We start from the raw sequence: 16,099 nt of genomic DNA on the forward strand, positions 1-16,099 counted from the left end.
TCCATTTTAAATTAAGCTTCATAATTACTTTGCACTCGCTCTTCATTTGTTAAATGCTGAGGAAAGTCAATTTCTAAAGGCAGGGTCACTAAAATAGTGGCACCACCGTATTCGTTGTTACTTGCCACAATAGTGCCTTGATGTAGCAAAACAAACTCACGGCAAATTGCTAAACCGAGTCCTGTGCCTCCTGCACCGCTATTGGTTTTACTGCTTTGTTCAAACTTTGCGAATACTTTTTCTAATTCATCGTCAGGTATACCTATACCACGATCAACAACAGCAATTTCAGCCGACCCATTGCTTAGCGCCAGCTTTATGTCTATATCGCTATTGGGTTCACTAAATTTAAGTGCATTGCCAAGTAAGTTACGCATAATTTGATTAATTTGCTCTTCATCACACTCAAGTGTGATGTTTGGATTAGGCGCAATTAATTTAATAGTGATATTACGTTCAAGCGCTGTACCCGAGACATCATCAATACTGGTTTTTATGATATTCATCAGGCTATGCTTCTGCGGATTAAAAGGAAATTTACCAACATCAAGCTTAGATAGGTCGAGCAAGTTATTGAGTAAAGAAAGTAACCGTTCACCACTTTGCTCTATTCGTGATAAATACTTATTAAGTTTCTCTTTACTGAGATCATCATTGGCTACTTTTTCTAAGCCAAAACGTGCGAAGCTAAGAATAGAATGCATAGGTGTTCTTAGCTCGTGAGACATATTAGCTAAAAACTCTGACTTACTGTGATTGGCAGCTTCAGCGACATTTTTTGCGTGCTCTAACTGGGCTGTGCGTGCTTTAACTTCTTCTTCTAGGGTGTCTTTTGCTTCAAGGAGTAACTCTTCTTTTTCCTTAAGGTGCGTAACATTCTTAAAGATGACAGCAAGTGCTATTTCACCGTGATGGTCAATTTCATTGAACGAGCCTACCAATGGAACCGATGCTCCATTTTTCTTTAGTAGCTTTAAATCACAACTAAATTGTCGATTCTTATTAAGTGTACTGACTTTATCTTTTATACGTTTAGTCGAGGCTAAGTCAAAAAAGTCATACACCGAGCAATTTTCAAACTCTTTTAATGACTTCTCAAATAACGACTCACAGGCATCATTGGTCTCAATAATTTTACCGTTTCGATCAAATAGAATTATCGCATCGGGTGTGTGCTTAAAAATAACACGTAAAAGACTGTCTTTTTCAATGAGTGCATCAACCGTGTTTTGTAAACGCTCCACTAACTCTGCATTATGACGTTTTAGTAGCTCAGTTTGCCAAAGCTTATGAACCGATTGCAGTAAGCTATTGTCATCTATGGGCTTAATTAGAACATCTTCAACACCTTGGCGAATAGCAGCAACCATGGAGACTTGATCGGGCTTAGAGGTATAAAGTAAACAGCGGCAATTAGGTTGCAATGTTTTGAATTTATTAAATAGCTCAAGACCGGTACCATCTTCAAAGGTAAAATCACTAATTAATAAATCAATTGCGTGCTGGTTCACCAACTCTACCGCTGAGAATATATTTTCTGCGGTGAAGGTTTTAATATGTGCACCTTTTAAATTGTGCGCAATCTTATTTAATCGCTCAGGGCAGTGATCAACAAGTAAAACCGTAGGAAGTTTTAAGATATTATCGGAATCAAGTTCAAGCACGCCTTCTAATAGAGCGCTGATCTCTTTGTTGGCAAAGAAAGGGTATATGACCACCGCATTGGGCAGCAAACGATTAATCTCACTAAAGTGTTCAAGTAAATCACTGCGCTGTGCTTTAGGGGCCAAAAGTAAAAGGTGCTCTTGAGAAAACACTTCCATTAGCTTCTTGATAGTATCTGTTGGTACACCATGTGAAGCAGCAACAAGATCAAACTGTTGAGTTAAAACAGCATTATCAACCATTGAAAAGTGTATCAGCTCAACCCTACAACCTATGAGCTCAAGTAACACCTTTACTCGCATTGCTAAAACACTATTACTATCAACAATTAATATCTTTCGCACTTTACACTACGCCCACTTAATCATGTTACTTAATTAGCGTAGTCGAAAAAAAACGATGCAGCACAATTTACACCGTATTTTTTTATTAGTTTATGAACAAACTATGAATCTAAATGTTTTCCCAAAATAGTTAAGCTGTAAGGCTTTTCATCCATAATTGCCACATTCGGCAATTCACCCCACACTTTATAATTAAATAAATTAAAGAGCTTAATACTCGGTAGGTTATGACTAAAAATAAATGCCAAAAGGACTTTTATTTTAAGTGTGCTTGCATGGGTCTCTGCGAATGTCAGCAATTGTTTTCCTAGCCCTTTTCCTTGTGCACTTGCGGTAATATAAATGCTCACTTCAACAGTGCCATCGTAAGCGGGTCGTCCGTAAAAAGACTTGTAACTTATCCATGCTAAAACCTTCCCTTCTTGTTCATATACGAAAATAGGCCGATTAATAGAATGGGATAAGAACCATGCTTCTTTATCTGCAACAGTTACCTCTTCGGTATCTGCTGTTACCATACGTCCTGGGATTGTTTCATTATAGATTGCGACAATTGCCGCTAAATCATCATAAGTTGCTGTACGAATAGTCATAAAACGAATATTTGGTGATCACTTTTGCGCATATTAGCGTATATTCGATTGGAAAAACTAGCAGGAAATAACCATGTATAAATTTGCTTTGTTACTTAGTGCAACTCTTTTAACCACTCAGGTTGCAGCTCAAACGCCCGCATCATCAAACACAACACAAACACAATGTGATGATTTCACTAATGTTGAATTACGGAAGCTTCGTTCCAAAGAAACGATAAACCTATGCCAATTTAAAGACAAACCATTGCTAATCGTTAATACCGCAAGCAACTGTGGTTTCACCCCGCAGTTTGAGGGCTTAGAAGCACTAAACAAAGAATATAAAGACCAAGGCTTAGTTATTTTGGGTTTTCCGTCTGATGATTTTTTCCAAGAAGAAGATGATGAAAAAGAGACTGCCGATGTATGTTTCATAAACTACGGAGTCACGTTCAATATGTTCGCGACCAGCGAAGTGAGAGGCAGCGGCGCAAACCCTGTATTCCAACATTTAAATAAGGTAACTAGCTCACCAAACTGGAATTTTTATAAGTATCTCGTTTCCGCCGACAGAAAAACGGTGACGCGCTTTAACAGCAAAACCAAACCGCAATCAGAGAAATTGCGCAAAGCTATAGAAACAGAGCTAGCTACACAATAAATTTAATTGTTCGTTCATTAAATATTGAACTAGACTATTCATTTAATTTATAAAAACACACATTATGGGGAGTAATTATGGCAGTAGCCAGCGCGAGGCATATATTAGTAGACAGTGAAGCACACTGTTTAGACTTAAAACAGCAAATAGAACAAGGTGCAGACTTTGCAGATCTTGCACGAGCTCACTCAAATTGCCCATCAGGTCAAGATGGCGGCGCATTAGGTGAGTTTGGACCTGGGATGATGGTGCCAGAATTCGATAAAGTGGTATTCTCAGCTCCAGTAAATCAAGTACAAGGCCCTGTTCAGACTCAGTTCGGTTATCACTTACTTGAAGTCACCAGCCGTACAGATTGATATAAATACTAATAAATGAGCCGCTTACAGCGGCTTTTTTTTTCGACAAGAGATCACCATGGAATTACTTGGTTCAACAACTTCTCCCTTTGTTAGACGTATTCGAATATGGGCTGACTTAAATGGACTTGCTTTAGTATTTAAAAATTTAGATATATTTTCTGAGCAAGATAGGCAGACGATGATAGCGCATAGCCCTGCAAGAAAAATTCCTATCCTTATTGATAATGGCTTTAGCTTATACGATTCAAATTCAATTATTCGCTACCTACTCGAAAAAACAAATCAGCCACTGTTAAGTTGGCGACAAGAGAACTTTCTTACCATCATTAATGCCTGTAATGACTCATTAGTAGAAATGCTACTATGCCAACGCTCAGGGTTCGATACACACACTGACAAACTGTTTTTTAATTTACAGAATGAACGAATTGCTGAAACATTAACCTATTTAAATAATCATTTATCTGAGCCAGTATTTAAAAGCTGTGAATACCTCAACATCAGTTTATACTGCTTGCTAGATTGGATCCGCTTCCGCGAATTAACTGATTTTAGCCAACTAGAAAAGTTAGTTGGTTTTTATCATGAATTCGCCGATAAAGCGGCGGTACAACAAACAGATCCACGAAAATAAGATAAGGGTTAGGCAAATGAGCGATATCGAAATTGAATCAGAATTAGTAAGCTTCGTTGAAAAAGTTCGTCTCAACGAGACAATGTGGGCACTCGGTGCCGAAGATGGTGGATTTGTTGTCTGTGAATCAAACCAATTTAGCGACACTGACGTCCTATTACTTTGGGGCACCGAAGACGCCGCCAAAGCACAATGCAAAGACGAATGGCAAGACTATACGCCAGTTGAAATTGGCTTAGACGAGTTTCTTGATGAATGGGTTGAAGACCTAAACGAAGATGATGCACTGGTTGGTTTAAACTGGAATGATGACCAAGTATGTGTAGAAATCGAGCCTGTGGGACTTGCTAAAGCGCTTTGTGACTAACCCTATCACGGCACTACGTTCACTATCGTAGTGCCGTTAGGCTGGAAACTAAACGTTGTTCAGGTATACTCTTTAAAGCGTCTTTATTATCAAGGTATTAGGTTGAAGTCCCATCTCGGTCGCCGGCCCTTTTCGGCCATGGAATTACATACCCTGTATAACGGTTACATCTACAGTGATCAACGCCTTCCTCGTGAGCAAGCAAAACACTGGCACTTTTGGCTGCCTTTGTTTGCTTATTACACCGGTGCCTACAGCGATGAAATTGGTCATTTAACCCTTGATAACATTATCACTTGTGATGGTGTTCGCTGCTTTGATTTTCACACTCATGGTAAAATAAAACCACGCTATGTACCCATCCACAATGCATTACTTAATGCAGGACTTGATCAATACTTAAATTTTTTAAGCGAACAAAACCAACAACGGTTAATGTTTGATTTACCGGCTAAGTCAGGCCGCTATAGCGAAAAAGTACGCATTTGGTTTTCCGGTGAAGGTGAACGTGCTGGTTATTTACAAAAATGTGCTATTCCCAGTGTTGACCAACAAGGAATGAAAACGGCGATTAGTAGCTTACGGCTCAACTTTGAACAACAAATTCGTATTCATGCACTGCAAGCAAACAGCAAAGATGCCTTTAACTACTTACTTGGTTTTAAAGATTTCAACGAGCAACGTTTTACGGATATGCCACTATTAAACACCGTGCTACAAAATGTGCGACAAATCAACCCGCAACTACATTGGCAACGCTTCATCGACCGCCATCATTAGCTGACAAACTTTGTTACTAACTATTTATTACTGTTCAAATTAAAACCTGATAGCATGGTATTTCGCCCCTCATAGCAGGTGCCTTTCTAACAACAAAAAATCAGGGATACTTATGTTCTTAAAAAGCCTATTAACAGTGAGTGTTGCACTTGCTGTTAGCTCAGCCCATGCCAATGAATATGTTATCGAAAAGCTTGCCAAGCCTAGCTCACAACAAGTAAAACTTACGCTTGATCCTGCAAAAGACAATTTTTCTGGTCATACCGACATTGCCCTTGAAGTACTTAAAGCAACGAATTATATCGAACTAAACGGTATTGATTACGCTGTGAGTATGGCCAAGATTTTAGGTGCAGAGAACTGCGACCTCAGTGCTGAAATGCTAAAAACAGGTAAAGTTAAATTCACCTGTGATGAAAAAATTCAGCCTGGTAAATACACTTTAAAAATTGATTTTACAGCACCTTACAACCGTCAAAGTGTCGGTTTATATAAAACACTTGATCAGGGTACGCCTTACCTATTTACTCAATTTGAAATGAGCGATGCCCGCCGTGCATTCCCTGTATTTGACGAGCCTAGTTATAAAATTCCATTTCAGCTAACAATCACAGCGCCAACATCTCAAAAAGTGTATGCCAACACACCTGTATTAAAAACCAAGGTTGATGGCGAGATGACAACACACTTTTTTGATAAAACGCCGCCTATTCCTTCTTACTTAGTAGCAATGGCTGTAGGCCCATTTGAAGAGCTTGAAATTAAAGGCATGCCAATTCCTGGTCGTGTACTGACACCGCAAGGTAAAATTCACCTTGCTGATTACGCAAAAGAAAATATGCCGCGCGTATTAAAAGCACTGGAAAATTACTTTGGCATCCCATACGTTTATAAAAAACTGGATTCAGTTGCAGTACCAGAATTCCCATTTGGCGCGATGGAAAATGCAGGCCTTGTTACTTATCGTGAAGATATCCTTCTGGTCGACCTTGCCACTGCAACACGTAGTAAAAAAGAGCGCAATGTATCAATCATTGCCCATGAATTAGCTCACCAGTGGTACGGTAACCTAGTCACCATGAAATGGTGGAATGACTTATGGTTAAACGAAGCGTTTGCAAGCTGGATGGCTGCTAAAATCACCGCACAAATCAACCCTGAGTTTGAGTCACACCTAGACTTACCACAAAACCATGTAATGGCACTCGATGCACGCTTAAGTACTAAGCCTATTCGTAAGCCAATAAAAACCGAAGCTGACATCATGGATGGCCTTGGCCTTGCTTACAGTAAAGGCAGTGCGGTGCTTTCAATGGTGGAAAACTGGATTGGTGAAGAAGCATTCCAGCAAGGTATTCAAGCTTACTTGAAGAAGTTCTCATATAAAAATGCAGAAGCAGCAGACCTTTGGCAAGCATTAGGCGAAGCCTCGAATAAAGACGTTGCAAGTGTACTAAAATCGTTTATCGAACAATCATCTTTCCCACTTATCAAAGTAACCCAAGACGGTAAGAAAATTAATATTAGCCAAAGCCGCTTTGTGAATGCCGGTGTTGATGCGCCAGCACAACTGTGGAATGTTCCGGTTGCAATTAAATATGGTGCAGGCGATAAAGTTGAAACAGCCAATATATTACTGAACAAAGAGACACAACAGCTAACCCTCGATTTTGAACCTGAGTGGATTTATCCAGATCAAGGCGCCATGGGTTATTACCGCTGGCTATTAGATGACGCACAGTTTAGTGCCCTACTCGACAACGCAGCGGATAAGCTAACCGTGCGAGAGCGCCTAGCGCTTCTTTCGGCGGTAGACTCCCTATTAGATGCAGGCGTTATTTCTGCTGCAAATCTAATGCAAACCCTTGAAGCATTCGTAAGCGATGCGCACCCGCTTGTTGCTAATACAGCCCTTGGTTATTTAGCGTCGCAAAAACGTGTATTTGAAGATGACAGCAACCGTGATTTATGGCCTAAATTTATCCGTAACAGCATTGCACCAGCGGCGAAGCAATACGGTCTAACAGCAAAAGTGAATGAAGATGCTGCTGTATCACAATTACGCGCACAGGTTATTAGCCGTTTAGGTTTTGATGGCGAAGATCAAAAAGTGATTGATACAGCAAAAGCACAAGCAGCGCTTTATTTGAATAACCCTGAAAATGTTGACCCATATTTAGCTTCAACCTACCTAAATTTGGCAGCCTATCACGGCGATGCAAAGCTCCTTGAAAAGTACAAGCAAACCTTTAAAACAACCAAAGACCCGCAAGTACGTACTAAGATGCTAGCTGCGATGGGGTATTTCGGAAAGCCTGAGCTACAAAAAGCGGTATTAGATTATAGCCTAACAGATGAAGTAACGGCCTCAGATATGCGAACACTATTAGGTGGCCTAAGCTATGGTAAAGAACGCCAAGCATTGTTCATTGATTGGATCTACAAAAATTACGATGCTATCACTAAGAGCTTACCGCCTTTCTTTGTTCCAAACTTGCCGTTCTTCACAACCGCAAACTGTGATGCGAAAAGCCTAGAAAAAACAAAAACCTTCTTTACAGATAAAATTTCTGAACAACCTGGCTATGCTCGCACTTTGAGCAAGTTAGAGGAAGGAGTGAATGATTGTATCGCACTTAAGAAACGTGAGCTAAGCTCAGTGAATAGTTTTCTTAAACGCTAACAACCACGTTAAATAAGGGCCACATGTGTGGCCCTTATCATTGTGCTAAAATAGTACTTAGCTGCTTAATAAATAATTCAACGGCTTGAGTGGTTGTCACTTTAAAAGCAACGCCATAATGAATGGGCTGAGCACTTTTATAAATCCGTGTAGGGAAACGTGTCATTTCACTACTATGAAAGTAATCTTTAACTCTAGAGATACCTTCCAAAGCTTCAAAATCAGCGCTAAACACTTCAAAAGCAGGCCTTATAATTAATTTAGCCTGACCACTTTGCTCATGCACATAAAACGCCTCTTTGGAGTGAGCAAGCATGAACTCGTTAATATTTTTTATTTTAAAGTTACTACGACAGCCTAATTTTATAAGCTGTTCACTAAGTTGTGCTGCAGATAAAGACAAGTGCGCGCCTTGTTAAAAATGATCAATAATAAATACAGTACAGTAATCTGTTGAAAATCGTTACTTATTTATTACACACAAATGCAAGCTTACGATTATGATAACTTAATCGTGTAATTGAGGTTTCACAATAACGACCTAAATCAAGCCACTGCGATACCCCCCCTGCATCAGTCAAATCACGTTTATAAATACGGCTTTGAACTGCATACGCCACGGTGTGCTCATTCACTAATGTAAAATCTTGTACTGCTTCAGGTAATCGAAATAAATCAGCAACTTCACTCGTTTTAGGTGAAAAGCGCGCCAACCAATGCTGGTTATCTTTTTTGTAGCTAAACAAAAAGCTGTTTGTGTGTTTATCAAAAATAAGTGTACGACCAATATCACCGGCAATAACTTGAGGTTTAGCAGCAGCGAGTGATGTGTATTGTAAGGTATGTGGTTCCCCCAAAATAAACATAACAAGATCATTGTCGGCTCCCCAAGCATGGTAGCCAACAGGCTCAATCCATTCAAAAATACGACTCGCTTGTTGGTCTGATTTTAAAGGGTATTGCCACAATTTTTGCTTACCATCCTTTTCCACCACGATGGCTGATAAAGCCTGTTTGTCAGGCATTAAAGTAGGTGAATATTCACTAACAGGAGAATTGGTTAGGTTTAAGGCACTTTGACTTGCAAAATCAAAATAATACAAGTCAGTTTGTGATTGCCCCTGCTCAGCAATTACTTCATGGGTATAATAAACACCTTGGTCAATCAAGAACGGTTGATTGTTATAGCTTGTATCATCGGTAATACGAGACACCTTCATGCCATAAGGTGTATCCAGATCAGCTAATAATATTTCGCTTTTCGGCATCGCAGCATCCACTGCACTTGATAAAAATGTACTTGTCAGTACAAAAAATAAAGGCGAAATTAATTTCATGTTGCTCTCTCGTTTTAATTTTTATTCGCTCATGATAGCGTTATTTAATTGGCCAGTCACTTGACCTTACTATACTCGACCTTTATAACTAAGGCGTGTTTGTTTTTTGTTACTTTAACTAAGTGCTTGAGCAAATAACACGACTTCACTAATAACGAGAACAATTATGTCAGCTAAACACCCAATTATCGCAATTACCGGCTCATCTGGTGCAGGCACAACCACCACCACGAATGCCATTAAGCATATCTTTAGAAGCTTAAATATTGATGCGGCCTTTATCGAGGGTGATAGCTTTCATCGTTATACGCGTCCTGAAATGGATAAAAAAGTTCGTGAAGCACAGCAAGAGGGCAAGCACATAAGCTATTTTGGTCGTGAAGCTAACGACTTTGGTGCACTCGAAGAATTATTCTACCAATATGGTGAAACTGGCCAAGGAAAAATTAGACGCTACTTGCACACTTTTGATGAAGCCGTTCCTTACAACCAGTTGCCAGGAACCTTTACTCCTTGGCAAGACCTAGAAGCCAATACCGATATCCTCTTTTATGAAGGCTTACATGGTGGTGCAGTTGACCAAGACCATGATGTAGCCAAGCATGTTGATTTGCTTATCGGCATGGTGCCTATCATCAACCTTGAATGGATCCAAAAACTAATCCGTGATACCTCAGAACGAGGCCACTCTCGCGAGGCTGTCATGGGCTCAATTGTGCGCAGTATGGACGACTACATCAACCACATTACGCCACAATTCTCACGTACTCATATTAACTTCCAGCGCGTGCCAACGGTTGATACTTCAAACCCATTTAGCGCTAAAGATATTCCGTCACTAGACGAAAGCTTTGTTGTTATCCGTTTTCGTGGCATTGAAGATGTAGATTTTCCATATTATCTACGCATGATTGAAGGTAGTTTTATGTCACGTATAAACACCTTAGTTGTACCAGGTGGGAAAATGGGTTTGGCGATGGAACTTGTTTTAACACCGCTAATCAAAGACATCATTTTGAAAAAACGTGCGCTGGAAAATTTAGCCCCAGTTGACTTGCCGATTTAAATCACTCGGGTACACTGCTGACTTAACTAGGAATGATGGAGTCGTCAGCTTGAAAGAAACATTACGTGTTATTGTCGGTTCAAAGAACCCTGTTAAAATTAACGCAGCTAAACATGTCTTTAGTCTTTATTTCCCAGACCATATCATTGAATGCAAAGGTGAACACGCCCCTTCCGATGTGCCTGATCAGCCATTGGGTGAAGATGAGACCCGCATAGGTGCTGAAAACCGTGTAAAGTACTGCCAAACTCACTTTGACGCTGACTTTTATGCAGCGATGGAAGGTGGCGCAGAACAGTTTAGTTATGGTGCAGCAACCTTTGCATTTGTGGTTATTGCAAATAAACAACAATTTAGTGTTGGTCGCAGTAGTAACCTCCCCTTACCGCAATCTTTTTACGATGCCTTACTGGCCGGTAAAGAACTGGGTGACGTCATGGATGATGCGTTCAATACCGTTAATATCAAACAACAAGGGGGCGCGATTGGCTTATTAACCAATCACCTTGCTACCCGTGAAAGCACCTATACACAAGCGCTTACACTAGCAATGGCGCCATTTTTACACCCGAGCTTATTTAATCAGTAGTTAGGATAACCATGAAGTATAGCCACGTATTATTCGATGCCGATGAAACCCTATTCAGTTTTAATGCATTTGAAGGGTTAAAGGTGATGTTCGCCAATTATGGCGTAGAATTTACTGATGCAGACTATCAGCATTACCAAGCCACTAATAAACCTCTTTGGGTTGCGTATCAAAAGCATGAGATCACTGCCAGTGAGCTACAAATAACCCGTTTTACCCAGTGGGCTAACAAACTTAATGTTCCCGCTAAAACTCTTAACGATGGCTTTTTAGATGCAATGGCATCAATTTGTGTACCACTACCTGGTGCTGTTGAGTTGTTGGCAAAGTTAAAGCCGCATGCAAAGCTGGGGATTATTACTAATGGCTTTGCAAAATTACAGCAAAAACGCCTAGAGCATACAGGTTTACAAGATATGTTTGATTGGCTCGTTATTTCAGAGTTAGTAGGTAAAGCAAAGCCTGCTCCTAAAATTTTTCAGCACACGTTTCAATTAATGGGCAATCCGCCAAAAGAGCAAATCTTAATGGTTGGTGATACAGCGGCCAGCGATATTTTGGGGGGTCATAATGTGGGTATCGATACTTGCTGGTTGCAACACCCAGGTGTTCTATTACCTGAAGATATTAAACCAACTTATCAAATCAACCAGTTAGTAGAGCTTGAAGCTATTCTTGGATTATAAGCAAGGCAAAAAAATGACGCTAAAAGCGTCATTTTTTATAACTGTAATATGCTTGCGATTAAGCTGTCGCTACTTCTAGGCCAGGTGCAGGCATAGTCACTGGGGTCTCAAATGTTGCCCACTCCCATGCTGACTCAGTTGCCATAATTTTACGAAGTAGTTTATTGTTTAAATCATGGCCTGATTTATAAGCCGTGATTTTACCTAGAATGTTGTGGCCAGTCATAAACATGTCGCCGACACAGTCTAAGATTTTGTGTTTAACAAACTCATCGCTATAACGTAAGCCGTTTGGATTTAGTACTTTAAAGTCATCCAAAACAACTGCGTTATCCATGCTACCACCTAATGCTAGGTTATTAGCATGCATATACTCGATATCTTTCATAAAGCCAAAAGTACGTGCACGGCTGATTTCTTCAGTGAAGCTCTGCGTAGTAATATCTAAACCGATACGTTGGCGGCTTTCATTGATCGCTGGGTGATCAAACGCAATTTCAAAGTCGATGTGAAAGCCATCATAGGGTTCTATTTCAGCCCACTTATCGCCTTCTTCAATACGTACTTTTTCTTTAATACGAATAAAGCGCTTAGCTGCATTTACTTCTTTAATGCCGCCTTTTTGTAACAAGTAGATGAATGGTAATGCACTACCATCCATAATCGGCACTTCTGAGCTATCTAATTCAACAATTAGATTATCAATCCCCATTGCCGCAACGGCAGCAATAAGGTGCTCAGTCGTTGATAAGCGAACACCATCTTTATTTGTTAAACAGGTACACAATTGCGTATCGCCAACGGCTTCAGGTGTTGTTTCAAAATCAACAACCGGGTCAAGGTCCACACGACGAAATACAATCCCAGTATTTGCGCTCGCAGGTCGGAGAGTAATAGTGACCTTCTCACCTTTATGAAGTCCAATTCCTATGGCTTTGACTACTTCTGCAATCGTACGCTGTTTAATCATAGGTTCGCTCACTTATAGTTACAGTTAGACGGCGGATTGTATCATAAATACACTCAACTGCCAAATTTGTTTACTTTTCAGGCAAAATACCATAAAAAAATCTTAGTCAGCTTGTTTTCTCAAAAACGCTGGAATGTCGAAATAATCGCCACCCTCTGACTTATCAGATTTTTTACTGCTTTCAGTATTACTTGATACTGAACTACTTGCTGTACTTTGCTTCACAGATTCTTGCTTATCAACACTTGCTGACACGCTTACATCATCGCTACTACCTTGGCTTGCAAAGCTTGGCACGTACATGCTGCTAGTAGATTGGCTTGTTGTGCTTTGCACATCTGAACCCGATGCTTTTTTAAAGCCATTATCAACAATACCAAACTGTGGACGACGCTCGCCACCTAAACCAGTTGCAACGACAGTAACGCGTAACTCATCACTCATTTCAGGGTCAATTACCGCACCGACAACCACCGTTGCGTTTTCTGACGCAAGCGCTTTAACGTGATTACCAACAATCTCAAACTCTTCAATCGCAATATCCATACCTGCTGTGATATTAACTAGAATGCCTTTAGCACCTGTTAAATCGACATCTTCAAGTAATGGGCTTGAAATAGCGGCTTCAGCTGCTTCTTGCGCACGATCAGGACCAGACGCTGACGCAGTTCCCATCATCGCAGTCCCCATCGCTGACATAACAGTACGTACGTCGGCGAAATCCACGTTGATTAGACCAGAGCGTGTGATTAATTCTGCAATACCTTGAACCGCACCAAATAACACGTCATTTGCTTTTGCGAAGGCATCTAATAGTGTAGTGCCTTTGCCTAAAACTTTAAGCAATTTATTGTTCGGAATTGTAATAAGTGAATCAACAGTTTCTGACAATTCATTAATACCTTGTTCAGCCGCTGCGGCACGCTTTTTACCTTCAAAGTCAAACGGGCGTGTTACTACTGCAACAGTTAAGATCCCTAACTCTTTAGCAATTTTAGCAACCACAGGAGCCGCACCGGTACCAGTACCACCGCCCATGCCCGCTGCGATAAATACCATGTCAGCACCTTCAAGGCTTGCACGGATTGTTTCAGCATCTTCTTCCGCTGAATTACGACCCACTTCAGGGTTGGCTCCAGCACCTAAACCAGAAGTGATTTGTGTACCTAGCTGTACAGTGACATCTGCTGATGAATTACGCAGTGCTTGTGCATCCGTATTCGCTGCAATGAAGCGTACACCTTCAATTTGTTGTTTTACCATGTGCTCGACAGCGTTACCGCCGCCACCGCCCACGCCAATTACTTTAATGACAGCTTCTTCGCTGTGCTGTTCCATTATATCAAACATCTTTACTCTCCGACTTGAGTCTTAAAACTCACCTTGGAACCACTTCGTAATACGGTTCCACCAATTATTATCACCTTCTGCTTTCGACTTTTGTGCATTCATCGATTGCATTGTACGGCCGTATTGTAACAAACCAACAGCGGTTGCGTACGAAGGATCATCAACATAATCTGTCAAACCAACTATCCCAATTGGTTTGCCAATTCTTACAGGCATTTGGAAAATGTCTTCTGCCACTTCCATTGCACCTGTCATTTTTGCCGTCCCGCCAGTAATGACAAGACCGGCAGCAATTTGGTCTTCTAAACCTGAGCGGCGTATTTCTTCCATTGCCAACTCAAATAATTCTCTAAATCGTGGCTCAACTACCTCAGATAAGGTATGGCGCGACATAATACGTGCAGGTCGACCACCCACACTCGGCACTTCAATGGTGTCTTCATTGCTTGCCATTTGGCTGCTTGCACACGCATATTGTACTTTGAGTGATTCAGCATGCGATATAGGTGTTCTAAATATTTTTGCAATATCGCCAGTCACCTGATTGCCCGCAACCGGAATAACTGCTGAGTGACGAAGTGCACCATTAATATAAATGGTGATATCCATCGTTCCGCCACCGATATCCATAACAGCCACGCCCAGCTCTTTTTCATCATCTGTCAGAACGGAATAGCATGACGCTAATGCCGTAAATATCAGTTGATCAACTTCTAACCCACAGCGCTCAACACATTTTTCTATGTTTTTAGCCATGTCATTTGAGCAAGTAATGATGTGCGCACGCGCTTCCATACGTACCCCACTCATGCCTAATGGGTTTTTAATCCCCTCTTGCATATCAATGCTGTATTCTTGCGGTAACGCATGCAGCATTTTGCGTTCAGCTGAAATAGGCACTGAGCGTGCAATGTGAATCACATTCTCAATATCTTCATCTGTGACTTCAGTGTTGTTAATCGCAACCACGCCGCTTTCGTTTTGACACTGAATATGTTTACCAGAAATACCTAAATAAACAGAGCTGATACGGCAATCTGCCATTAGTTCAGCTTCATCAATAGCGCGACGAATCGATTCAGAAACAAGGTTAAGGTCGTTAACGCCACCTTTGTCCATACCATGCGAAACTTGGCTGCCAACACCCACAATGCTGAGTTTATTATCTGCGGTGATTTCACCAACGGTGGCCACTACCTTTGAGGTGCCAACGTCTAATCCAATCACTAGGTTTCTTTCTGCTGACTTAGTCATGCCTTACTCTTATTTTCTAATTGTTCCTCTTGCAGTGGCTTCCAGCTCACTGCAAGACCGGTATCGTACCGTAAATCAACAACATCAATTTGTGCATCTACACGTTGTTCCATGCGCGGATACACATCTATAAAACGTTGTACACGCTTTGCTTTTTCTTTACGCCCCAAATTAAGGCGAATGCCATTATCAAGCCACAGCTGCCATGAAAAACGCTCTGAAAGCGCGAGGCTTGTTAGCTCTAAATTATTCACTTTTAGCATCGCTTTAAATTGACCAAATGCCGTCCATGCTTCTATCTCACTCCCCTCAGGGCCATAGAGCTTGGGTAATGTGCTTGGTAATTTATCACTGCTTGCTTGAAACACTTCACCAGACTGATTTAACAATAAATCATCATTCCAATGTGCAACCGCTTCATGCTCAACCACATACACTTGAATGGTGTCTGGCCACTGCTTTCTGACCGATGCAGTCGCCACCCAAGGCAAACTTTGTACTAAGCGTTGCACATGTTTAACATCCAATTCAAAAAAACTCGATAAGTCGGCTTTTTTTATTGCGCTAATAATTGCCTTTTCATCTGTATACTTAGGCTCACCTTGTACAGCTAAATGCTTTATTTGCGCATCTTTATTTTCGACCAACCAATCTGACACACCGGTAGTGATTTTAACCAAACTAAAAATCACGATGAGAAAAAAGCTCACGCCAAAGATCAACGACCAATTGAGCCGCTGCTTTAACTGTTGTGCTTTTTCTAAAAAGTGATGCAT

Annotated in this window: 17 protein-coding genes; 9 read left to right on the top strand and 8 right to left on the bottom strand. The window is 40.8% G+C overall.

All coding sequences use genetic code 11. The features are described from left to right. Window positions 1–11 precede the first annotated feature (11 nt). Both L3V38_RS15990 and L3V38_RS15995 read right to left on the bottom strand, forming a co-directional pair. Window positions 12–1,967 (bottom strand): ATP-binding protein, encoded by a 1,956-nt coding sequence (locus L3V38_RS15990; protein WP_237120083.1) that lies wholly within the window; start codon window positions 1,965–1,967, stop codon window positions 12–14. Window positions 1,968–2,110: 143 nt separating this feature from the next. Then, entirely contained in the window at window positions 2,111–2,602 is a 492-nt protein-coding gene (locus L3V38_RS15995; protein ID WP_130149411.1) for a GNAT family N-acetyltransferase, read from the bottom strand. Window positions 2,603–2,675: 73 nt separating this feature from the next. Here L3V38_RS15995 and L3V38_RS16000 point away from each other — a divergent pair, with 73 nt between their 5' ends. The 6 genes from L3V38_RS16000 (at window position 2,676) to L3V38_RS16025 (ending at window position 8,071) form a co-directional block, all read left to right on the top strand. Continuing rightward, window positions 2,676–3,245: a glutathione peroxidase gene (locus tag L3V38_RS16000; protein WP_130149410.1), complete on the top strand. Its 570-nt coding sequence runs from the start codon at window positions 2,676–2,678 to the stop codon at window positions 3,243–3,245. A gap of 77 nt (window positions 3,246–3,322) precedes the next feature. Beyond that, on the top strand, window positions 3,323–3,604 hold the full coding sequence (locus tag L3V38_RS16005; protein WP_062568634.1) for a peptidylprolyl isomerase: 282 nt from the start codon (window positions 3,323–3,325) through the stop codon (window positions 3,602–3,604). 58 nt (window positions 3,605–3,662) lie between these two features. Further along, window positions 3,663–4,241, top strand: a complete 579-nt coding sequence (locus L3V38_RS16010) for a glutathione S-transferase family protein (RefSeq protein WP_237120006.1) — start codon at window positions 3,663–3,665, stop codon at window positions 4,239–4,241. A 16-nt stretch (window positions 4,242–4,257) separates the two neighbouring features. Continuing rightward, the gene (locus L3V38_RS16015) at window positions 4,258–4,608 is read left to right on the top strand and encodes a DUF2750 domain-containing protein (protein WP_062568632.1); all 351 of its coding nucleotides are present in this window, start codon (window positions 4,258–4,260) and stop codon (window positions 4,606–4,608) included. Between the two features lie 102 nt (window positions 4,609–4,710). Then, window positions 4,711–5,388, top strand: a complete 678-nt coding sequence (locus tag L3V38_RS16020; protein ID WP_237120007.1) for a hypothetical protein — start codon at window positions 4,711–4,713, stop codon at window positions 5,386–5,388. 112 nt (window positions 5,389–5,500) lie between these two features. Then, entirely contained in the window at window positions 5,501–8,071 is a 2,571-nt protein-coding gene (locus tag L3V38_RS16025) for a M1 family metallopeptidase (protein WP_237120008.1), read from the top strand. Window positions 8,072–8,108: 37 nt separating this feature from the next. Here L3V38_RS16025 and L3V38_RS16030 read toward each other — a convergent pair whose 3' ends face one another. Together L3V38_RS16030 and L3V38_RS16035 are read right to left on the bottom strand one after the other, a co-directional pair. Beyond that, entirely contained in the window at window positions 8,109–8,474 is a 366-nt protein-coding gene (locus L3V38_RS16030) for a hypothetical protein (protein WP_237120009.1), read from the bottom strand. A gap of 64 nt (window positions 8,475–8,538) precedes the next feature. Further along, complete coding sequence (locus L3V38_RS16035; protein WP_237120010.1) at window positions 8,539–9,408, bottom strand: hypothetical protein; 870 nt, start codon at window positions 9,406–9,408, stop codon at window positions 8,539–8,541. A gap of 166 nt (window positions 9,409–9,574) precedes the next feature. Here L3V38_RS16035 and L3V38_RS16040 point away from each other — a divergent pair, with 166 nt between their 5' ends. From L3V38_RS16040 to yjjG, 3 genes are read left to right on the top strand one after another with little or no spacing between them, the layout of a single operon-like run. Next, a complete protein-coding gene (locus tag L3V38_RS16040; RefSeq protein ID WP_062568627.1) occupies window positions 9,575–10,474 on the top strand; it encodes a phosphoribulokinase in 900 nt (299 codons plus the stop codon). 49 nt (window positions 10,475–10,523) lie between these two features. Further along, the gene (yjjX, locus tag L3V38_RS16045; protein ID WP_237120011.1) at window positions 10,524–11,063 is read left to right on the top strand and encodes an inosine/xanthosine triphosphatase; all 540 of its coding nucleotides are present in this window, start codon (window positions 10,524–10,526) and stop codon (window positions 11,061–11,063) included. An 11-nt stretch (window positions 11,064–11,074) separates the two neighbouring features. Beyond that, window positions 11,075–11,749: a pyrimidine 5'-nucleotidase gene (gene yjjG, locus L3V38_RS16050; protein WP_237120012.1), complete on the top strand. Its 675-nt coding sequence runs from the start codon at window positions 11,075–11,077 to the stop codon at window positions 11,747–11,749. Between the two features lie 58 nt (window positions 11,750–11,807). Here yjjG and lpxC read toward each other — a convergent pair whose 3' ends face one another. From lpxC to L3V38_RS16070, 4 genes are all read right to left on the bottom strand, one after another. Further along, window positions 11,808–12,719, bottom strand: coding sequence for a UDP-3-O-acyl-N-acetylglucosamine deacetylase (lpxC, locus tag L3V38_RS16055; protein ID WP_062568624.1), 912 nt, complete (start codon window positions 12,717–12,719; stop codon window positions 11,808–11,810). Window positions 12,720–12,821: 102 nt separating this feature from the next. After that, entirely contained in the window at window positions 12,822–14,069 is a 1,248-nt protein-coding gene (gene ftsZ, locus L3V38_RS16060; RefSeq protein ID WP_130149402.1) for a cell division protein FtsZ, read from the bottom strand. Between the two features lie 21 nt (window positions 14,070–14,090). Next, a complete protein-coding gene (gene ftsA, locus L3V38_RS16065; protein ID WP_062568622.1) occupies window positions 14,091–15,323 on the bottom strand; it encodes a cell division protein FtsA in 1,233 nt (410 codons plus the stop codon). Continuing rightward, window positions 15,320–16,099, bottom strand: coding sequence for a cell division protein FtsQ/DivIB (locus tag L3V38_RS16070; protein WP_130149401.1), 780 nt, complete (start codon window positions 16,097–16,099; stop codon window positions 15,320–15,322). Before L3V38_RS16070 ends, ftsA begins: the two co-directional genes overlap by 4 nt.

This window comes from Pseudoalteromonas sp. L1 (assembly GCF_021728095.1).
Taxonomy (GTDB): domain Bacteria; phylum Pseudomonadota; class Gammaproteobacteria; order Enterobacterales; family Alteromonadaceae; genus Pseudoalteromonas.

Excerpts from the sequence above, each read along its gene's own strand:
- L3V38_RS16005 (WP_062568634.1), top strand. The coding sequence starts at position 3,323 with ATGGCAGTAGCCAGCGCGAGGCATATATTAGTAGACAGTGAAGCACAC.
- L3V38_RS15990 (WP_237120083.1), bottom strand. The coding sequence starts at position 1,967 with ATGCGAGTAAAGGTGTTACTTGAGCTCATAGGTTGTAGGGTTGAGCTG.
- L3V38_RS16010 (WP_237120006.1), top strand. The coding sequence starts at position 3,663 with ATGGAATTACTTGGTTCAACAACTTCTCCCTTTGTTAGACGTATTCGA.
- ftsZ (WP_130149402.1), bottom strand. The coding sequence starts at position 14,069 with ATGTTTGATATAATGGAACAGCACAGCGAAGAAGCTGTCATTAAAGTA.
- L3V38_RS16015 (WP_062568632.1), top strand. The coding sequence starts at position 4,258 with ATGAGCGATATCGAAATTGAATCAGAATTAGTAAGCTTCGTTGAAAAA.
- yjjG (WP_237120012.1), top strand. The coding sequence starts at position 11,075 with ATGAAGTATAGCCACGTATTATTCGATGCCGATGAAACCCTATTCAGT.
- L3V38_RS16000 (WP_130149410.1), top strand. The coding sequence starts at position 2,676 with ATGTATAAATTTGCTTTGTTACTTAGTGCAACTCTTTTAACCACTCAG.
- L3V38_RS16070 (WP_130149401.1), bottom strand. The coding sequence starts at position 16,099 with ATGCATCACTTTTTAGAAAAAGCACAACAGTTAAAGCAGCGGCTCAAT.
- lpxC (WP_062568624.1), bottom strand. The coding sequence starts at position 12,719 with ATGATTAAACAGCGTACGATTGCAGAAGTAGTCAAAGCCATAGGAATT.
- L3V38_RS15995 (WP_130149411.1), bottom strand. The coding sequence starts at position 2,602 with ATGACTATTCGTACAGCAACTTATGATGATTTAGCGGCAATTGTCGCA.
- L3V38_RS16040 (WP_062568627.1), top strand. The coding sequence starts at position 9,575 with ATGTCAGCTAAACACCCAATTATCGCAATTACCGGCTCATCTGGTGCA.
- L3V38_RS16035 (WP_237120010.1), bottom strand. The coding sequence starts at position 9,408 with ATGAAATTAATTTCGCCTTTATTTTTTGTACTGACAAGTACATTTTTA.
- ftsA (WP_062568622.1), bottom strand. The coding sequence starts at position 15,323 with ATGACTAAGTCAGCAGAAAGAAACCTAGTGATTGGATTAGACGTTGGC.
- L3V38_RS16025 (WP_237120008.1), top strand. The coding sequence starts at position 5,501 with ATGTTCTTAAAAAGCCTATTAACAGTGAGTGTTGCACTTGCTGTTAGC.